This is a genomic window from Microbacterium sp. MM2322, from assembly GCF_964186585.1.
Taxonomy (GTDB): Bacteria; Actinomycetota; Actinomycetes; order Actinomycetales; family Microbacteriaceae; genus Microbacterium.
This window is the reverse complement of record NZ_OZ075067.1, coordinates 2,523,360-2,542,085: the sequence shown is the minus strand read 5'-3', so window position 1 is coordinate 2,542,085 and position 18,726 is coordinate 2,523,360. Positions and strand designations below refer to the sequence as shown.

Here is an 18,726-nt window from a genome sequence, read left to right as displayed (position 1 = left end):
CCGTCGCATCAGCGTGCCGTTCTGACGAGCTCGTCTCCTGCCCACACGGTGATCGTGTCGGCGGTGAGCGACAGCGCGAGCGGGGCGGCGGCATCCCCCTCGACGCAGGCGAGCGGCTCGGGATCGGGGCTCAGCACGGCCAGTTGGATGCCGTCGCAGTCGGGCGCCGTGGTGGCGCCGACCACCGTGCCGTCGAGGACGTCGAGTGCCCTGACGCCGGTGCCGATCGGGGAGGTTCGTCCGTCGGTCGTGGCGTAGGCCGTGCCGTCGCAGATGAAGGCGGCGGTGTCGCCGGAGGCGCGAAGGCCCCAGGGTTGGGCGCAGGGTGCGTCGAGCGCGGTGCCGTCGACGATGACGGAAGCCCCGTCGAGGTAGGTGGACTGCGCGAGCAGGTCGTCGTACGGAGACCAGAAGGTGCCCTGGGTGAAGGTGCGCAGGGCTTGGGTCTCGCAGTCGTCGCCGACATCGGCGACGAGGTCGGCTTCGGTGTCGGCGAAGGGCAGGAGGTCGCGGATCTGCGCGATGCCCCGGTATGTCGGGGTGACGTCGGCCCAGGTGTCTCCGCCGTCGTCGGATCGCTCGAGCACGGGAGGGTCGCCCCCGCAGACGCCTGCCGTTGCGCGCCAGATCATGTCGGCGCCGACGGCGAGGAAGCGTTCTGCGGCCCCCGGGGGAGTCAGCGCGACGGCGCTCGCCGACGGAGATGGGGACGGGGGAGTGGAGGCGACGGGAGGTGCAGATTGTGCGCCGCTCGGAACGCTGTCACCCTGCGCGCGCTGCAGTGCGAGCACGACGAGCGCGCCGACGGCGACAGTGAGGGCGACGACCAGGATCGCCACGACGACCGAGGGCAGCCCGCGGCGAACCGTCGACCGGCGTGCCATGGCTCAGCGAGCGGTGGAGTCGCCGGCGCTTCGTGCGTCGCGCCGTGAATCGAAGCCGATGCTGCCCATCTCCGGCATGGTGTCGGGGACGACGGCGACGGGCGCCTTGCGCTTGCGTCCGCGTGCGGCCTTGGGCTGCTCCTGCGTGTAGCCGTACTTGCCGTAGCCGTACCCATAGCCGTACCCGTAGCCGCTGTAGTACGAGTCGGGACCGCGCGTGGGCACCATCGACATGACGAATCCGGCGACTTTGGCGCCGACGGTGTGGAGGGCCTCGACCGCACCTTCGAGCTGGTGGCGGGTGACCTTGCCGGCCGAGGCGACCAGGATCGCGCCGCTCGTGCCGCGAGCCAGGATGGCGGCGTCGGTCACGGGGAGAAGCGGGGGCGCGTCGCAGAGCACGACGTCGAAGTCGCGCTCGAGCACCTCGAGAAGGGTCGCCATCTGCTTCGACCCGAGAAGCTCGCTCGGGTTCGGCGGAATCTTGCCCGCGGGGAGGACGAACAAGCTGCGGCCACCCCAGGGCAGCATGACGTCACCGACGCGGGTCCGCCCGATGAGCACGTCGGTCAGGCCCACGCCGCCTTCGATGCCGAGGTACTCGGCCACCTTCGGCTTGCGCAGATCGGTGTCGAGGAGAGCCACCTTCTTGCCCGCGTCGGCGAGAGCGATCGCGAGGTTGATCGTGGTGGTGGACTTGCCTTCGCTCGGGACCGAGCTTGTGATGACGAAGCTCGAGCGGCCGCCCATGTCGAGGAACTGCAGGTTCGTGCGCAGCGCACGGAACGACTCGGCCCGAGGGCTGAGCGGATCGGCGTGGACGATGAGCGGGCGGTCTTTCGCCTTCGTGTCGAACGCGATCGCGCCGAGCGAGGGAGCAGAGGTGATGGCCTCGGCGTCGCGGGGCGTCCGGACCTTGTTGTCGAGAACGGTGCGCAGCACCGCGAGGCCGATTCCGAGGGCGAGGCCGACCAGCGCGCCGAGCGCGAGGTTGAGCGGAACATTGGGGCTCGCGGGCGAGAGCGCGGGCTGCGCGTCGCTGACGCGCGTGAGGCGGATGGGGCTGCCGCCCTCTTCGATCTGCGGCTCGATCTCGGGCACGACGGTAGAGAGGCTGGCGGCGACCTGATTCGCGAGGTCGGCGGCGGCGACAGGGTCAGGGTCCGACACCGAGATCGTGATGATCGTGGTGTTCAGGGCCGAAGATGCGCTGACCTGTGACGCGAGCTTCTCGGCAGTGACGCCGAGGTTGAGCTCAGCGATCACCGGGTTGAGCACGATGGGTGTCGTCGCAAGACCGACGTACGTGTTGATGCGCGTCTGGGCGAAGTTGGCACCCTGCTGGATGTCGGATGCCGTGCCGCCGGTCTGAGTCGACACGGCCACGCTGCTCGACGACTCGTACACGGGTGTGCGCGTGAGCGAGTACGCGGCGGCCGCGCCCAGTCCGAGCAGCGTCAGCACGACGATGACCAGCCAGTTCTTGCGGAGGACGCGGATGTAGTCGCTGAGCTCCATGGTGCCTCTCGTGCCTACGCCCGGGCGGACGTGCCATCATTCCGGTCAGTCTGCCACAGCGCTGTGTCGGGCAGATGACGCGTGGGCTTGCATTCGAGCACGCAGCGCAGGGGACGGCCGGCCTACGTGGGCAGGCCGCCCCCAGGTAGCAGGGGACTTAGCGGATTCGCCACGTTCCATCTGCGTTGACCACGACAATGCTCGGGCCAGCTCCGAAACGTTTCCGCCCCGAGTAGTCACCGATTTCGTTCACCACGAGGTCCGAACTTGACCCGCGGTAGTTCTGGATGACGAAGTTCGAGTCACCCGAGTGCGAAATGGCGCGGGTGGCGGTCGAGGTGGTCTTGTACTGGAAAACCCCGTCACCGCGTCCGGACGACGGCAGAGTGGATGCCCGCGTCAGCGGTCGGATTCTGATCTCCCACGGGCCGTCGGCTGTTATTTCGAGAAACTTGCTTTTGCCCCGGTCCCAAGAGTCGAGACCGAAAGCGGTCGTGCCGCTGTAATCGCCGATCTCGTTCACGAGGAGCTCGCCGTAGTCGCCGTTGCTGGTAGACGACAAGATGACGAAGTTGGAATCGCCGCGGTGAGACGCGAGCACGATTCCTGCTTTGGCGCCCGCCGGGAGTTTGATGACGTCATCACCCTCACCGGTGTAGCGCCGCTCTCCAAAAGACCCGTACTTCGACGTTGCCCACGAGGCGCTCCCGACAGGCGCGGTGGCCTTCGACTTCTTCGCGACGGTCGAGTACCCCGCCTTTTTCCCGGTCACCTGCACGGTGATCTTTTTGCCCTTCAGGCTTGCGGAGACGTAGAGAGTCGAACCCGTTGCTGACTTGATGGGTGTTTTGCCCGCGTACCACTTGAAGGTGAAGCTAGTCCCGGAGGTCCACGTGCCCGGTTTAACGCTCAGGGTCTCACCTACGCGCACCGGTCCCGAGACGGTCGGCGTCCGGGACGAGAGGGAGCCTGCAAGGATCGCGGTTGTCGCCTTCGAGGTTTTCGACGTGGTCTTGTAACCCGCCAGAGACCCAATGACGGTTACCGAGACCCTCTTTCCCAAGAGCGACGGAGAGATGGCCAGCGAAGCTCGCGTCGCTCCCGTAATGGCCTTCCCGTTGGCGTGCCAGCGGTAGGCGAGCGAAGCCCCAACCGTCCACTGACCGCTGGCAGCCTTCAACGTCTGCCCGACCACGGCCTTGCCCGAGATGGTCGGTGTGCCAGCACGCATCGACTGGGTGGCTACGGCCGTCGCTGACGACGCCGAGACGACTCCAACGGGCTGTGCCGCGTTCGCCGGTGAGACAAAGCCGAGCGTGAGTACTGCTGCAGCGATAGCGCTGGTCGCACTCAGGCGAAATGAAAAGCCCAAGACGTTCCCCCTTTTAGTTGTGAATGCGCCTGCCCCAGCCGGCGCTCGCCTCACACTAGTGGGTACGGCACGATCTGTGCGGTCCTCGAGAGGCGCGACCGTTGCAGCGGAAGCGCTGCACTCATCGAAGGGCGGGCGCCACGCATGAACGGGCGCGTAAACAACGCGAGAGGATCGTGCTGTGACGTTTCTCCCTGATGACACCTACGCGTTGATCGAAGCATCCGTTCCGCTTCTCTGCGTCGACTTCGTCCCGGTGCGCGCGGGCGACGCAGGGCGTCAGGTCGGCCTCATCCTCCGCCACTCGCCGTTCGGTGACGTGTGGTGTCACCTCGGCGGGCGCGTGCAGCGCGGCGAGACGATCGTGCAGGCGCTTCGTCGCCATGCGGAGGACACGCTGTCCGTCGGTGTCGCGATCGGACTCAATGCGCAGCCCGATCACGTCTACGAATGGTTCCCTCCGGAGCTCGCACCCAGTGACGGCACCGCCCACGGCGACGATCCGCGCAAGCACTCGGTGGGTCTTTCCTACGTTGTCGAGCTCACCGGTCAACCGTCACCGCGCAACGAGGCGACGGACTTCGCCTACTTCGGAATCGACAATCTGCCGGTTCCGATGTGGCCGGGGTGAGGATCTTGTGCGGCGACTGCTCGCGTGAGGTAGTTGCCGCTCCACCAGTACGACGGTAGGCCGCCGGTTACTCGCGGATGGTGTCGGTGTGGTCGTGGTACCAGGCGACGGTGCGTTCGAGGCCCTCTTGCAGGCTGATCTTCGCGGTCCAGCCGGCGTCGGCGAGCTTGGAGACGTCGAGGAGCTTTTGCGGTGTGCCGTCGGGCTTCGTGGTGTCCCATTCGGTCTCACCAGCGAAGCCCGTCACGCCTGCGATGGTCTCGGCGATTTCTCGGATGGTGACATCGCTGCCGGTGCCGACGTTGACTTGGTCGGGCCCGTCGTAGTGCTCCATGAGGTGCAGGACGGCGTCGGCCATGTCGTCGGAGTGGAGGAACTCGCGGCGCGGGGTGCCGGTGCCCCAGTTCGTCACCGTGTCGGCACCGGTTTTCGCGGCGTCGTCGTAGCGGCGGATGAGGGCGGGGAGGACGTGGGAGCCCTTGGGTGAGAAGTTGTCGTTGGGTCCGTAGAGGTTGGTGGGCATTGCGCTGATCCAGGGGAGCCCGTATTGGCGGCGGACGGCTTGGGTGTGGAGGATGCCGGCGATCTTCGCGATCGCGTACGCGTCGTTCGTGGGCTCGAGGTGACCCGTCAACAGCGAGTCCTCGCGAATGGGTTGCTCGGCGAACTTCGGGTAGATGCAGGACGATCCGAGGAACGCGACGCGCTCGACCTCTTGGGCGAGCGCCGCGTCGAGGACGTTGGTCTGGATCCGCATGTTGTCGGAGAGGAAATCGACCGGGTACGTGCTGTTGGCGAGGATGCCGCCGACCTTCGCAGCCGCGAGCACCACGTACCGCGGCTTGATCTCCGCCATGTAGGCGAAGACGTCGTCACGGTTCTTCAGGTCGAGCTCGGCAGAGGTCTTGCCGACGACGTGGGTGAACCCTTCGGCCTCGAGTTTGCGGACGATCGCCGAGCCGACGAGGCCCCGGTGGCCGGCGACGTAGAACGTCGCATCCCGGTCGAGTTCGCCGGGTGCGTAGGCGACGCCGTCGACGGCGGTGCTCACGCGGTCCCCCATGAGGCCAGCTTCACGGTGTCGATCCATTCCGGGCCCTTGTCGAGTGCTTCCACGTCGGCGTCAACCATGAGGGTCGCGAGTTCCTTCCCGTGGATGGTGGGAACCCAGCCGAGCTTGTCGGCAGCCTTCGACGGGTCGCCGATGAGAGCGTCGACCTCGGTGGGACGCAGGTAGCGTTCGTCGAAGCGCACGAACTCCTGCCAGTCGAGTCCGACGTGACCGAACGACGTCTCGAGGAAGTCCTTGATCGTGTAGCCGACCCCGGTGCCGAGGACGAAGTCCTCCGGCTCATCGGCCTGCAGCATCCGCCACATGCCTTCGACGTACTCGGCGGCGTAGCCCCAGTCACGGATCGACTCCAGATTGCCGAGATACAGATCCTTCTGCACACCCGCCTTGATGCGGGCGACGGCGCGGGTGATCTTGCGCGTCACGAACGTCTCCCCACGCCGCGGGGACTCGTGGTTGAAGAGGATCCCGTTGACGGCGAACATGTCGTACGCCTCGCGGTAGTTCTTCACAATCCAATAGGAGTACAACTTCGCGACACCGTAGGGGGAGCGGGGGTAGAACGGGGTGTCTTCGCCCTGCGGCGGAGGGGTCGCACCGAACAGCTCCGACGTGGATGCCTGATAGAACCGCGTCTTGATGCCCGACAGGCGGACCGCCTCGAGCAGACGCACCGTACCGGTACCGGTCGTGTCGGCAGTGTGCTCGGGCTCGTCGAACGAGACGCGCACGTGCGACTGAGCGGCAAGGTTGTACACCTCATCCGGGTTGATCTCGCTCATGAGCGTCACCATGCGGGCGCCGTCGCTGAGGTCTCCGTAATGAAGGAAGAGCTTCGCGGTGGGGTCGTGCGGGTCGACGTAGAGGTGGTTGATGCGATGCGTGTTGAAGGTTGACGCGCGACGGATCAGACCGTGCACCTCATAGCCCTTCGAGAGCAGCAGTTCGGCGAGGTACGAGCCATCCTGGCCGGTGATGCCGGTGATGAGAGCGCGCTTGGTCACAGTGAGGTTCCCCCTGGGCTAGACGAGGCAGTCAACTCGCCGAAACGACTGGACGCGGAGGCCGCGCACGGTCTCCGTCGATGAGCGTTCGGAGAAGAGTAGCGAACGAATCGATCGCGAATGTTTCGTCGAGCACGGTCTCGCGGTACCGCCGGCCGTTCTGACCGAGCAGCTCAGCACGCTCGTGATCGCGCCCGAGGTCGAGGCTCGCGTCGACGAGCGAGCGTGGACTGGCCGCCGGTACGACGACTCCCGCGCCTGCCGCGCGGATCTCATCGGCGGTGATGCCGTTCTTGTCCGTTGCGGCGATGACGGGTCGGCCGCTCGAGAAATATGACGTCAACTTGCTGGGGACGGCCATCTCGCTGACGCCCGGGTACTCGTTGACGAGCAGGATGTCGGCAGCCGCCAGAGCCGCGGAGAACTCGGCATCGGGCAGTGGGTCGATGAACTCCAGGGTGGAGACGCCCTCGCCGAGAGCCTTGAGCCGGTCGCGCTCGCCGCCACCACCCATGAGGACGAAGCGGATGGGGGACCCTTGTTCCTCGGCGAGCCGGGCCGCATCGATCACATTGCCGAGCCCCTGTTTGATGCCCATGTTGCCGGCGTGAAGCACGACGACCTCGTCGCCCCATCCGAGCGCCGCTCGTGCCGCTGCCCGATCGATAGGAGCCGTCGGGGCCAGGTGGGTCCAGTTGCGGACGACGTGAATGCGGTCTTCAGCGAGACCGAAGTCCTCAGCGACGCGGGCCGCGAAGCGGTCATGGATGACGACGACCCGATCGGCAGTGGACAGCAGCCACTTCTCGGTCGTCTTGATCACCTTGCTGCTGAGCCCGCCGTCCTGACCGGTTTCGCGCAGACCGAGCCAGTACAGGTCTTGGACCCAGACGACGACGGGGGTCTTCCGGTGCAGGAGTCGCAGGCGAAGGGCCGCAAATGCGGACGAGAAGAGCGCGGGCGAGACCAGTACGACGGCGTCGCGACCGCGCAGCGGGGCGAAGAGCAGGCGCGCCCCGAAGCTGAGCTCGGAGAGCAGACGCCGGATGCCGCTGGGCTTCGACGGGACGTAGTGGCGAAGTCTCAGCGCGTCGACTCCGTCGAGATGTTCCCTCCGCGACCACTGTCCGTAACCTGCCGACACACGCCACTCCGGATAATGAGGATGCGTCGTGACCACGTGCGTCCGGTATCCCCGCTTCGATAATCCACGTGTCATCGCGCCGGTGTAGGGGGAGATGCCGGTCGGCTCTGGGGGGTAGTTGACTCCCAGTACAGTGACTGCGGGGGCGGGACGCGACATGCTCTTGACCCTAGCCGCGCGTCGGTTTCGGCCTGGTTTCGGAAGGTGGACGATGTCTGACATCCCGGTGATCGATCTCTCGAAGGCCCCCGGTGAGCGCGCAGCGTGGGACCGGCCGGCGTGGTTCGTCTATCTCTGGGCAGTGTGCGAGCTGTTGTTCGTGACGAATCCCTGGCAGATCAGTTCGGGCCTGCGGGTGCGGGTGTTGCGGGCATTCGGCGCTGAGATCGGGCACGGGGTCGTCTTCCGCCCGCGGACGCGCGTGAAGTTTCCGTGGAAGCTGCACGTGGGTGATCGTTCCTGGATCGGCGAAGGCGTGTGGTTTCACAACCAAGACTTCATCAGCGTCGGGCACGACGTCGTCATCTCTCAAGAGACCTTCCTGACTACAGGGAGTCACCGCCACCGTCGTGACATGGCGCTGATCACTCGCCCTGTAACGATCGACGAAGGCGCGTGGATCACGACCAGATGCATTGTCCTGGGCGGAGCTCACGTCGGCCGATCAGTGCTGGCTCGCCCGATGACCGTTGTCTCAGGCGTTATCGCGCCCGGCGCGATCGTTGCAGGCCCCGACTGCGCGCTAGTGGGTGACCGTTTCGCATGAGTAGATCCTTCTCCGCTGCCCAGGCTCACAGACCACCGCGTTATGTGCTCTACCTCGCTGTGCTTCCCTTTTACCGCCAAGCCTGTATAGATGTGCTCCGGCGGGAGTTCGGCAGCGATCTGGCGATCTACTCGGGGTCCAGTCAGCTCGACAGGTCTGTGCGAACGGGAGTCGCGCCCGAGGACTACACGCTCGTAAGGAACGTATCCATTCTCGGTCGGCTGTTACTACAGCTAGGAGGCTGGGGCGCGGCTATCCGAGCAGATGTCAGCATCCTGGACTTAAACCCGCGCAGTGTGACTAGCTGGCTGATCTTGCTCGCACGGAAGACCCGCGGGCGCCGGACCCTCCTGTGGGGCCATCTGAGCCCGCGCAAGGGAAGGCACAGTGCTACGAGCCGTCTCAGGGAACTGATGAGGGGGCTTGCCGACGGGACCGTCCTGTATGGCTACGACAGCGTTATGCCGGCTAGAGAGATGAACCCTGGGGTCCCGCTTTGGGTCGCGCCAAATTCTCTGTACCCGGCGACACAGATGACGCCCGCAGTCGCGGGGTCCGCAACAACTTCAGTCCTTTATGTCGGCAGGTTGGTCGCATCGAAGAAGGTAGAGCTGCTGATTCGGGCTCTGGCCGTGCCAGCTGCAGTCTCAGCAGGGGTCATCGTCGAGGTGGTGGGTTCAGGTGACGAAGAGGAGCGCTTGAAACGCCTCGCGTCAGAGTTGGGCGTTGGCGAGCGGACGAGGTTTCACGGAGAGATCACGTCTCCGGTACAGCTGCAATCCATTTACCGCAATGTTGTGGCTGCCGTCTCGCCCGGATACGCCGGGCTCAGTGTCACCCAATCCCTTGGATTCGGCGTGCCCGTGCTCGTCGCCAAGGATGAACCTCATGCACCCGAGATCGAGCTTGCGAGGTTCGGCGGGATCAAATTCTTCGAGAGCGACTGCCCAGATTCGCTCGCAAGCGCCATCGTGAGTGAACTCGAGGCTCTGCCGGAGCAGGATCGCCCGAGTCTGGCTGCGCGAGTGCGTCGTGCTTATTCGGCCGAACAGATGGCTGAGGGGCTAGCAAGCGCGCTTCGCGGGAGCAATCAGGACCTGAACAAAGACGGGTGGCCTGCGTGATGAATTCTTCGATCCCGGCAAATCGAAGCCGGCTTCCGAAAGTGGTGGAGCGTCTGGCGCGCAAGATCCTGAATAGCCGCCAGATCGGCCCCAACGTGACCCACGGACCGGGACTTCGTCTTGGTCTGGGGTCTTACGTGGGCAGCCCGCATGGCTTGACCCTGGGACGGAACGTCTCTATCGGGAAAGGTTCGTTGGTTGAAGTGGACGGGTCGATCGGGGATTTCGCGTTGATTGCGCGCGGCGTCCAGATAGTGGGGAAGCTTGACCATCGCATAGATGAGGTGGGAGTGCCGATTGCGCTTAGCGAATGGGTTGGCGATCGGGCTGGTCAACCGCTCGACCGTGTCGCCGTGGGAAGCGATGTTTGGATCGGCGCATCTGCGGTATTGCTCGGGGGCGTCTCGGTGGGAGACGGTGCGGTGATCGCCGCCGGGAGCGTCGTGACAAAAGATGTGCCAGCGTTCGGCATAGTCGCCGGCAATCCAGCTCGAGTGATCCGCTATCGCTTCACAGACGTAGAGCAAGCCGAACACCTCAAACAGTTGGCGAGGTTGCGAGACCGTGACTAGGCCTCAGCCGACAAACTTTCGGAGCCGATCGCTCACACGGGTCGCGTCGCTAGTCGCCGTAGGCGTCGGGCTGGCGATCGCAGGCGCGGCATCCGGTCAGATTCTGGTCAGTTTCGGTGCCGTCGTCCTCCTGAGCCTGGCTTGGTTGGTACCCCCAGCGTTCCTTCGTTTGACCGTTGTTCTCGCCGGAACGCTCTTCTTGTTCCAGAACTCAGCAGTAAACAGTCAGCTCAAACTCGCGTTTGTTGCGCTGTGCTTGATCTTGGGTGCATGGTCCTTTTGGTCCCTACGCGACCGATGGTCGAGTACCGATCCATTCAATCGAGAAGTCATAAAGCCAGTCATGGTTGCGGCCATCATTCTGGCGATCGTGCCGGTCCTCTCGCTGCTGCAATTGGGGTTCGGGTCTGCTTCGCTTGACTCCTGGTTGCGTGATGCGGTCGGCTATCTGTCTCTGCCTGCCCTGTTGTTGGTCGGAGTAGAGGCTGGGCTGAGGCTGTCTTGGCGGACCGTAACAGTGCTGGTTTCGGCCACGTCGCTCATGGCAGCGGCACTCGCGCTCTCGACCTGGCTGTCGAGGCGAGGTGGCGATGTTCTCGGCTTCTCGCAGCTTGGTCTGGCATCCTCCATGCCCGTATTCGCTGGGATCGCCCTTGCGTTGACCCTGTATTTCAACAGCCGGGCGACCGGGCTCGGTTGGCTCATGCTTGGTCTCCTCCAGATCGCGATTCTCGTAAGCACAGGAGGTCGTCAACCCGCCATTTTCGCGGTGGTCGGCCTGTTGTTGGCCGCGGTGTTCAGTCGTCGCGGGCTAATCCAACGGGTCGGGCGGCTGCTCGTTGCTGGCGCCGCCGCTGTGCTCATGTACGGGATCGTTCTGGCCTTCTCTGAGACATTCGGAGGGGGCATCGCAGCTCGTCGACTGGATTTTTTCGATCGAGTTCTCGATTCGGGATGGTCTGCGGTGCAGCAGGACGGCTCAGTCATCGATAGGTCGAATGCATACGAGTGGACTCTGCAGATCTGGTTGTCAAATTTCTGGTTCGGTCGGGGACTCGGGATCAATTTTCCGTCGGTGCGCTCGGGGTATACGGACGACGGGGGCTTCACGCTAGACACTCCGCTGGTCGTTCTCGCAAAATTTGGCCTTGTCGGCGCTGTGGCTGTGATCTGGGCGGTGTGTCTCGTATTTGCGGCCGCGCTACGAGCACGTAAACATTCAGCGATCCCAGAACTTCGGGTGCCCACGTACACGGTCGTCGCGGTCGGCCTCGTTGTCTGTACGGTCTTGAACGGATTTCCGACGGAGAACCGCGGATTCGGCATCTTCCTCACCTGTCTCGTCGTAGTCGTGCTCGCAGCGTCTCGAAAGTCGGACCCAACGTTGCCGGACAGCAAGTCCCACGGCCTGCCCGCGCGCACGGGCTCAGCTGTTTGGATTTCGGGAGCGCAAGTTCAAGGGCGCCCCCTCCGATGAGCACCGTTAGCGGGAGTGGGCCTGGAGGGAGGCCCGTGGGAGGAGTCCTGCGAGGTGCTGTTTCGCTCTCGATCGGGACCGCAGCCGTGCGAGGGCTGTCAGCCGCGAGTCAGCTCGTCCTAGCGATTTGGTTGCTCCCTGCTGAGTTTGGGCTCTGGGCAGCCTCGCTCTCGTCGCTGACGTTTTTCACGAGCATCGCCAACTTTGGCGAAGTGAATGGGTACTTGTCTGGTCGTTCGACTTCCTTCAGTCGGTTGGTTCGCGCGACCAGACGCCAGAACGCTGTGCTGACTGCCGCTGCGCTTGTAGTGGCAGTGGTCCTGTTTTTTGCGTCCGGCGTGGAGGGCGGAGTTCTCGCGGTGTTGATCGCCTTGAGCATCCCGCTTCAGGGGGAAGCGGACGTCTTCTACGCGGCGGGTGTCAAGTTGCGGGCCTACACAAAACTGGTCATGGCCCAGCTTCTGGCTGCGACGCTCAAACTGCTACTGGGCGTGGGGCTTGCGATTTGGCTGGAGAGCGCTCTCGCCCTGGCTATCCCGACGCTTGCGTATTACCTCGTTCAAATCGTCTGTCTGCGAGACCTCAGGAGGCGGATCGCCGAGCCGTCACTTGAATCTGAGCCGGCGACACCGCGGGAACGATTCGCGTGGGCTGTCAATTCGCTAGTTATGACATTGCCGCTTCAGATCGGTTTCTTTGTCGCGCAGTTCGTCACTGACAAGGAAACCCTGGGCTTGTATTACCTCGCTTTCCAGCTCTCGCTTGGAATCTCGGGGCTCCTAGCGGTTCCGCTGGCACGGGTGGCACTCTCGGCATTCGGAGAGGAATCGGGGCGCGGGCGCGTCACGCTGGCGGTGAAGCTGTCGCAGATCCTGGGTTCGGTAGTTGCCCTGGCCGTATCGATGCTCGGTGCGGTGGTAATCGTTCTTGGCCCATTCGTTCCGACCGATTGGCGAGCCGCCGTGCCAGTCGCCGTCGTGATGTTGGCGAGCCTGCCGATCAGGCTCATAGCTCCGGTGCTCGAGGGGTATCAGCAGTCGAACAAGCAGTGGTGGCAGAGCACCGTCTTCAATGCGGTGGAGACCGTGGCCTCCGCGCTAATCGCCTTGACTCTGGCGCAAGTCGACTTGATCACATTCGCGCTCTTCCTGACGGCTTGGCGCCTTGCATTTGGGGTGATCCGAATGAGTGTGGTGTTGCGGTCCGGCGGATGGCTCACCGTTAGCCTCCTCGCAACCTCTATCGCGATCTCCACTGCACTTTTGTCAGCGAGCGCGCTGATTGACGGTATGTACGCGCTCGTGTTTTTGGCCGCTGCCGCGATTCAGGCGCTCGCCTGGCTCTCGGTGCTCCTCGGGCGGGCATTCTCAGAACGTATTGGCTGGAGGAAAAGGAAAGCGCGATGACATCTGACAAGCGGTTTGTTAGCATCCTTATTTTGACCCATAATGCTCCGAAGTATGTGGATCTCACAATTCGAAGCCTCCGGCAAAATACCGAGAATGTCGATTACGAGGTGATCGTTGTCGATAATGCGTCTGATCCAGAGACCGTCGATCTTGTAGAAGGGCTCAAGGCTGAGGGGCTTATCGATAAGCTACAACTTTCCGAGGTTAATACGCTTTTCGCTGGCGGCAACAACATTGCCGCCAGCTTGGCGGCGGAAGAATCGACTCACTTTCTCCTTCTGAATAGCGATGTCGAAATTCGAAGTTCTGATTGGCTGGAGCGATTGCTATCGCACCACAAAGAGGGCGCAGTCTCCTACGGAGTAGCGAGTGATCCGCTTCGCCTGGACGGCTACTGCCTATTGATCGACTCCCATATTTATCGTAAATACCCGTTGGATGAAGGACACCAATGGTGGTGGTCAGTCACGAAACAGCAGGCGGAAATCTTGGTGGCCGGGTTTGCTGCCGCTGGCTTCTATGAACACGAGCAGTACGTGCACCATTTCGGTGGAAAGAGCGGCTCCGCGTTTCTGTCCGCGAAAGGAATGAATGTAGGTCGGCGTGAAGTGTACGGCTGGTTTCGGGGAAAGCAGCCGCGCATTATCGATCGCATGCCGCCGGCGCCATTGAGAGCCCGCCTGATAACAGGTGCCTTGCGGCTGGCAAGCGCTGTCGAGCGACGCAAGTAATGGCTGACGCGATGTTGGTGCTTTCGCCATGGGGAACCGCGGGAGCATATTCCGGTCCTGTGGTTCTCCAAGAGCGCCTGTTCGGTGAGGTGAGAGCGATGAGCTCGACTCCTGTCGACCTCGCGTATAGACGCCGTAGCAGTGGAGAGCCCGGGGCTAGATGGTCACGGAGGAACTTGGAGCTGGTTCGCAGCGACGGGTTCGGGATTCTCGCTCAGATCTCTTGGGCCATGAGAGCCAGCTGGCTCGTGCTGGCAACTCGTGGCCGCTACTCCCATATTCATTTGCATGGCGCGTATTGGGTGAATCTGATCCCGGCCCTAATGGCTTCAAAATCGACCAGCCTTGTAGTTCTTCCCGTTCTGGAAGGTGGCGATCTGCGCACCTCGGGAAAGTGGTCGAGCGCGGCGAAGCGCATTCTGCTTCGTCATATTGTTCGTCGCGCGCATCGAATTTATGTGCTTTCTGACGGTATCCGAGCGGAAGCACTGGCTCTCGGCGCGGAGGAGCAGCAGGTTCTACGCATCGCTAACCCTGTTAGCGATGAATTCAGCGTCGACCGAACTGCGCCACCGGCGGAGGACTTTCCCCTGCTCTTCTGCGGAAAGCTTGGTCCCATCAAGCAGCCACATCTGATCTTGGAGGTGGTGCGGAGGCTTCGCGATGTTGGCGTGCCCGCCCGCGCCATTTTCGTCGGGCCGTTCATCAACGCCGAATACGAGAAGAAGTTCAGGGCCGCATCGGAGGACGTGTCTGAATTCATCACCCTGGTCGGTTATGTCTCGAATGCATCATCGGTCTACTCAAAGTCTTTGGCCGCGTTTGTCCTGCCTTCGAGAGCTGAAGGGCTTCCTGGTGCGTTGGCGGAGGCAATGTTCAGCGGTTTACCTTCGGTAGTTTCGGACGTCGGTGCCATGGGGGACGTCATTCGTCGCAGTGGCGGTGGTTTCGTCATTTCCGACGTGGATGAGATGGTCGCGAGCCTACAAGGACTTGCGGCGAATCCTGACGAGTGGGGCGTTATGTCCCGTGGAGCTCGCGATTATGCCACCGCTGAGTTCTCGACGCGTGCTGTCGCGGCTGCATATCTTGGCGGGCTCGAAAAAGGCGTCGAAGAAGAGGAGGGTGCTAATGGACGAGCTGAGTAGACGTCAATCGGTGAACTGGCCCGAGTATGACGGCCTGTTCGAGCAGATTTCCAGGTGGCGAGGCGCGAAAGCGTACGTCGTGGAGATGACTGACCGTGATGGTCGGCTGTTGGGCAACAATGGTGACTTCTTGATGCACGCAGTGTTCGACCGAATGCTCGCAGAAATGAAGATCGACCGCGTAGCCCCCAACACGGCGGATCTGATCATCGTCCCTCCAAACGGTGCACTGCTGGAGGTGTACCAGTTTCCTTCAATTCTCCGCGAGCGCATAGCGGCCCACCCCGACCTTCCGCTCGTGATCTTCCCCTCGTCCGCACTGTTTGAGACGATCGATCCTTCTTTCATCTTCGAAGGCAGGACTGCCGAGACGCTTTGGTTCTTTCGCGAGAGGTATTCATTCGAGAAGACCCAGTCAGCATGGGGCGCCAATCTTGGAGCGCGCGGCGTCCGGTTGCTGTTGGACCACGATGTCGTCGCCTCCGGCCATCGTTTTGTCCGAGAGATTGCTCAACCTCATCTCTCGCGCTCCTCGACGTCTGGTGTGCAATTGCTCATCGGCGGGCGGACGGACGGCGAGTCCCGCCTGTCAACCCCTCCTAGCGAGTCGGCCCGGAGGGCGTCCTTGGTCATGCAAGTCGCGCGGAAGGTGTTCTTCGCGTTACCCCATGCGGTTCGATCGACTGTGGCACGCAGAATCTTTCGCCGGCGCCTCGAAGCAGCGGGGTCGCAGTTGATGGAGCGTGTGACCGCAGCAGGGCACGAGTTGCAACGGGAAGCTTTCCAAAGGGTTGCTGTGGTCGACGTCAGTGCGCTGGAGTATTCCACTTTCAGCTACTACATCCGCGCCGTGTCCGCCGCCGACGTCGTTGTATCGGACCGTTTACACATCGCTCTGCCCGCTGCCGTAATGGGGAAACGGGTCTACCTCGTAGAGGCTGGTTACCACAAGCTGTCCGGGGTCTATGAGCAATCCTTGGATGGTCTCCCGAACGTCACTCTGGTGAGGTAGTTCAGCGCATCGACTAGGTGTCACCGCGGTGTGCCTTCGTGTATAGTTGTGCTTTGGTGCCTGCGCCCTGCTGGCCTCGCACCGCGAACGTGAGCCCTCCACTGGCGTGTTCGACCGGCATCCCGAGCGAACCACCCCGGAGTGGGATTCACGAACTCCTCCGTTCGAATCTATGAAAGCAGCACTACTGTGACGCGCACTTACACGCCCAAGGTTGGTGAGATCACCCGCGAGTGGGTGGTCATCGACGCATCCGATGTCGTCCTCGGCCGCCTTGCCTCGCACGCTGCCACGCTCCTGCGCGGCAAGCACAAGCCCACCTTCGCGAACCACGTCGACACCGGCGACTTCGTGATCATCATCAACGCCGACAAGGTGGCACTCACCGGCCAGAAGCTCGAGCAGAAGAAGGCCTACCGCCACTCGGGCTACCCGGGCGGCCTCAAGTCGGTCACCTACGCCGAGCTCCTCGAGAAGAACTCGGTCCGCGCTGTGGAGAAGGCCGTTCGCGGCATGCTCCCCAAGAACAGCCTGGGGCGCCAGCAGCTGACGAAGCTGAAGGTCTACCGCGGTGCTGAGCACCCGCACGCTGCCCAGCAGCCCACCACGTACACCTTCGACCAGGTCGCCCAGTAAGCGCCGCCGAGAAGAATAAGGATTATCTGATGGCGAAGATCGCTGACTCCCTCGACCAGACCCCTGAGAACTACTCGACCGAGACCCCGGCTGCCACTGAGGCTGCCCCGGTCCGTCCCGTGCTCTCCGTCCCCGGTGCCGCTGTCGGCCGCCGCAAGCAGGCCATCGCCCGCGTGCGTCTGGTTCCCGGCTCGGGCACCATCACGGTGAACGGCCGCACGATCGAGGACTACTTCCCGAACAAGCTGCACCAGCAGCTCATCAACGACCCGTTCACGGTCCTCGGCCTCGCCGGCGGCTACGACGTGATCGCCCGCATCTCGGGTGGTGGCCCCTCGGGCCAGGCCGGCGCCCTGCGCCTCGGCATCGCGCGGTCGCTGAACCAGATCGACGAAGAGAACAACCGCCCGACCCTTAAGAAGGCCGGCTTCCTCTCCCGTGACGCTCGCGTCAAGGAGCGCAAGAAGGCTGGTCTCAAGAAGGCGCGTAAGGCTCCTCAGTACTCGAAGCGTTAATCCTTCGATGGCACTGTTCGGGACGGACGGTGTGCGGGGCCTCGCGAACGGCCCCCTCACCGCCGATCTCGCGCTCACCCTGGCCCAGGCGACCGCTGTCGTCCTGGGCCAGGGTCGTATCGCGAACGCACGCAAAGCCGCCGGCAAGCGCCTCACCGCGGTCGTCGCCCGCGACCCGCGGGTCTCGGGCCACTTCCTGAGTGCGGCCGTCGCCGCAGGGCTCGCATCGTCCGGCGTCGACGTGCTCGATGCCGGCGTTCTGCCGACCCCCGCCGCCGCCTTCCTCATCGGCGACATCGACGCCGACTTCGGCGTCATGATCTCGGCGTCGCACAACCCGGCGCCCGACAACGGCATCAAGATCTTCGCCCGCGGCGGCGTCAAGCTGCCCGACGTCGTCGAGCAGCGCATCGAAGAAGCCATGACCGGTCCGAAGCTCGCCCCCACCGGGGGAGCGGTCGGCCGCATCAGCCGCTTCGCCGACGCCGAAGACCGCTACGTCGTGCACCTGCTCGCCTCGCTTCGCACCAGCCTGCGAGGAGTGCACGTCGTGCTCGACTGCGCCCACGGTGCCGCATCCGGTGTCTCGCCCGAGACGTTCCGGGATGCCGGCGCCAAAGTGACCGTCATCGGTGCCGACCCCGACGGCATGAACATCAACGAAGGCCTCGGCTCCACCCACCTCGACGTCCTCGTCGCGGAGGTGCTCCGCACGGGCGCCGACCTCGGCATCGCCCACGACGGCGACGCCGACCGATGCCTTGCCGTCGACGCCGACGGCAACATCATCGACGGCGACCAGATCATGGCGATCCTCGCCGTCTCGATGAAGCAGCGCGGACTGCTGCACGACGACACTCTCGTCGCGACCGTGATGAGCAACCTCGGTCTGCATCGCGCAATGGCGGCCAACGGCATCCACCTCGAAACCACCGCCGTCGGCGACCGTTACGTCCTCGAGCGCATGAACGAGGGCGGCTACTCGCTCGGCGGTGAGCAGAGCGGCCACGTCATCATGAGCGAGTACGCCACCACCGGTGACGGTGTGCTCACCGGCCTCCACCTGGCTGCGGAGATCGTGCGGACGCGGAAGCCTCTGTCGGAGCTCGCGAAGGTCATGACCGTGTTCCCGCAGGTGCTCATCAACGTCAAGGGTGTCGAGCGATCACGCGCGACCGACCCGGATGTGCTCGAGGCAGTCGCTACCGCGGAAGCGGAGTTGGGCGAGGCAGGGCGGGTGCTGTTGCGACCCTCGGGCACGGAGCAGCTGGTGCGCGTGATGGTCGAAGCCGCGTCTGAGGAAGACGCCAAACGGGTCGGAGAGCGACTTGCGGAGGTCGTGCGGGGCTGAGCTCCAGGGCACGCCGTCGGCGCTAACTCATCTCCACCGAAAGCGCCAGCCCCTCGGCGCGCGGCGGGGGCGCTCGTAGCGTCGAAGCATCCGGGACGATCCGTTTCCGGAGCGATCGACGGAAGGACCAGATCATGGGACTCGACGACAAGATCAAGAACACGGCCCAAGACCTCACTGGCAAGGGCAAAGAGGCCGCCGGTAAGGCGACCGACAACGAGCGCCTCGAGGCCGAAGGTCACCAGGACCAGGCCGAGGCCAACCTCAAGCAGGCCGGCGAGAACGTGAAGGACGCGTTCAAGAAGTAAGCCGCCGCTCCGAACGCCCGGGCCCACGAGGGTCCGGGCGTTCGGCATGTCT

The 18,726-nt window shown here is 63.7% G+C and carries 19 protein-coding genes; 13 read left to right on the top strand and 6 right to left on the bottom strand.

The genetic code is table 11. The annotated features are described in order from the left end of the window. Window positions 1–8: 8 nt before the first annotated feature. From ABQ271_RS12395 to ABQ271_RS12385, 3 genes are all read right to left on the bottom strand, one after another. The gene (locus ABQ271_RS12395) at window positions 9–884 is read right to left on the bottom strand and encodes a hypothetical protein (RefSeq protein WP_349309051.1); all 876 of its coding nucleotides are present in this window, start codon (window positions 882–884) and stop codon (window positions 9–11) included. A gap of 3 nt (window positions 885–887) precedes the next feature. Beyond that, window positions 888–2,402 carry a polysaccharide biosynthesis tyrosine autokinase gene (locus ABQ271_RS12390; RefSeq protein WP_349309050.1) on the bottom strand — a complete coding sequence of 505 codons (1,515 nt, stop codon included), beginning with the start codon at window positions 2,400–2,402 and terminating at the stop codon, window positions 888–890. A gap of 157 nt (window positions 2,403–2,559) precedes the next feature. Then, window positions 2,560–3,633 (bottom strand): hypothetical protein, encoded by a 1,074-nt coding sequence (locus ABQ271_RS12385; protein ID WP_349309049.1) that lies wholly within the window; start codon window positions 3,631–3,633, stop codon window positions 2,560–2,562. A gap of 322 nt (window positions 3,634–3,955) precedes the next feature. Here ABQ271_RS12385 and ABQ271_RS12380 point away from each other — a divergent pair, with 322 nt between their 5' ends. Beyond that, window positions 3,956–4,405 carry a DUF4916 domain-containing protein gene (locus tag ABQ271_RS12380; protein ID WP_349309048.1) on the top strand — a complete coding sequence of 150 codons (450 nt, stop codon included), beginning with the start codon at window positions 3,956–3,958 and terminating at the stop codon, window positions 4,403–4,405. Window positions 4,406–4,472: 67 nt separating this feature from the next. Here ABQ271_RS12380 and ABQ271_RS12375 read toward each other — a convergent pair whose 3' ends face one another. From ABQ271_RS12375 to ABQ271_RS12365, 3 genes are read right to left on the bottom strand one after another with little or no spacing between them, the layout of a single operon-like run. Next, window positions 4,473–5,468: a GDP-L-fucose synthase gene (locus tag ABQ271_RS12375; protein ID WP_349309047.1), complete on the bottom strand. Its 996-nt coding sequence runs from the start codon at window positions 5,466–5,468 to the stop codon at window positions 4,473–4,475. Next, entirely contained in the window at window positions 5,453–6,481 is a 1,029-nt protein-coding gene (gmd, locus tag ABQ271_RS12370; protein WP_349309046.1) for a GDP-mannose 4,6-dehydratase, read from the bottom strand. Before gmd ends, ABQ271_RS12375 begins: the two co-directional genes overlap by 16 nt. A 31-nt stretch (window positions 6,482–6,512) precedes the next feature. Then, the gene (locus ABQ271_RS12365; protein ID WP_349309045.1) at window positions 6,513–7,784 is read right to left on the bottom strand and encodes a glycosyltransferase; all 1,272 of its coding nucleotides are present in this window, start codon (window positions 7,782–7,784) and stop codon (window positions 6,513–6,515) included. 52 nt (window positions 7,785–7,836) lie between these two features. On the opposite strand from ABQ271_RS12365, the gene ABQ271_RS12360 reads away from it, so the two are divergent. From ABQ271_RS12360 to ABQ271_RS12305, 12 genes are all read left to right on the top strand, one after another. Next, window positions 7,837–8,391 (top strand): acetyltransferase, encoded by a 555-nt coding sequence (locus ABQ271_RS12360; protein WP_349309044.1) that lies wholly within the window; start codon window positions 7,837–7,839, stop codon window positions 8,389–8,391. Further along, the gene (locus ABQ271_RS12355) at window positions 8,388–9,515 is read left to right on the top strand and encodes a glycosyltransferase (RefSeq protein ID WP_349309043.1); all 1,128 of its coding nucleotides are present in this window, start codon (window positions 8,388–8,390) and stop codon (window positions 9,513–9,515) included. The genes ABQ271_RS12360 and ABQ271_RS12355 overlap by 4 nt, the downstream gene beginning before the upstream one ends. Continuing rightward, the gene (locus ABQ271_RS12350; RefSeq protein WP_349309042.1) at window positions 9,515–10,087 is read left to right on the top strand and encodes a CatB-related O-acetyltransferase; all 573 of its coding nucleotides are present in this window, start codon (window positions 9,515–9,517) and stop codon (window positions 10,085–10,087) included. The genes ABQ271_RS12355 and ABQ271_RS12350 overlap by 1 nt, the downstream gene beginning before the upstream one ends. A gap of 169 nt (window positions 10,088–10,256) precedes the next feature. After that, window positions 10,257–11,564, top strand: coding sequence for an O-antigen ligase family protein (locus ABQ271_RS12345; RefSeq protein ID WP_349309041.1), 1,308 nt, complete (start codon window positions 10,257–10,259; stop codon window positions 11,562–11,564). Continuing rightward, window positions 11,561–12,970, top strand: a complete 1,410-nt coding sequence (locus ABQ271_RS12340; protein WP_349309040.1) for an oligosaccharide flippase family protein — start codon at window positions 11,561–11,563, stop codon at window positions 12,968–12,970. The genes ABQ271_RS12345 and ABQ271_RS12340 overlap by 4 nt, the downstream gene beginning before the upstream one ends. Then, complete coding sequence (locus ABQ271_RS12335) at window positions 12,967–13,704, top strand: glycosyltransferase (protein ID WP_349309039.1); 738 nt, start codon at window positions 12,967–12,969, stop codon at window positions 13,702–13,704. Before ABQ271_RS12340 ends, ABQ271_RS12335 begins: the two co-directional genes overlap by 4 nt. Continuing rightward, window positions 13,704–14,852, top strand: a complete 1,149-nt coding sequence (locus ABQ271_RS12330; RefSeq protein ID WP_349309038.1) for a glycosyltransferase family 4 protein — start codon at window positions 13,704–13,706, stop codon at window positions 14,850–14,852. The genes ABQ271_RS12335 and ABQ271_RS12330 overlap by 1 nt, the downstream gene beginning before the upstream one ends. 10 nt (window positions 14,853–14,862) lie before the next feature. Then, on the top strand, window positions 14,863–15,864 hold the full coding sequence (locus ABQ271_RS12325; protein WP_349309037.1) for a hypothetical protein: 1,002 nt from the start codon (window positions 14,863–14,865) through the stop codon (window positions 15,862–15,864). Between the two features lie 189 nt (window positions 15,865–16,053). Then, entirely contained in the window at window positions 16,054–16,500 is a 447-nt protein-coding gene (gene rplM / locus ABQ271_RS12320) for a 50S ribosomal protein L13 (protein ID WP_036309904.1), read from the top strand. A gap of 29 nt (window positions 16,501–16,529) precedes the next feature. Continuing rightward, complete coding sequence (rpsI, locus tag ABQ271_RS12315; protein ID WP_349309036.1) at window positions 16,530–17,015, top strand: 30S ribosomal protein S9; 486 nt, start codon at window positions 16,530–16,532, stop codon at window positions 17,013–17,015. 7 nt (window positions 17,016–17,022) lie between these two features. Then, window positions 17,023–18,366: a phosphoglucosamine mutase gene (glmM, locus tag ABQ271_RS12310; RefSeq protein WP_349309035.1), complete on the top strand. Its 1,344-nt coding sequence runs from the start codon at window positions 17,023–17,025 to the stop codon at window positions 18,364–18,366. Between the two features lie 134 nt (window positions 18,367–18,500). Further along, window positions 18,501–18,674, top strand: coding sequence for a CsbD family protein (locus ABQ271_RS12305; protein WP_349309034.1), 174 nt, complete (start codon window positions 18,501–18,503; stop codon window positions 18,672–18,674). Window positions 18,675–18,726 lie beyond the last annotated feature (52 nt).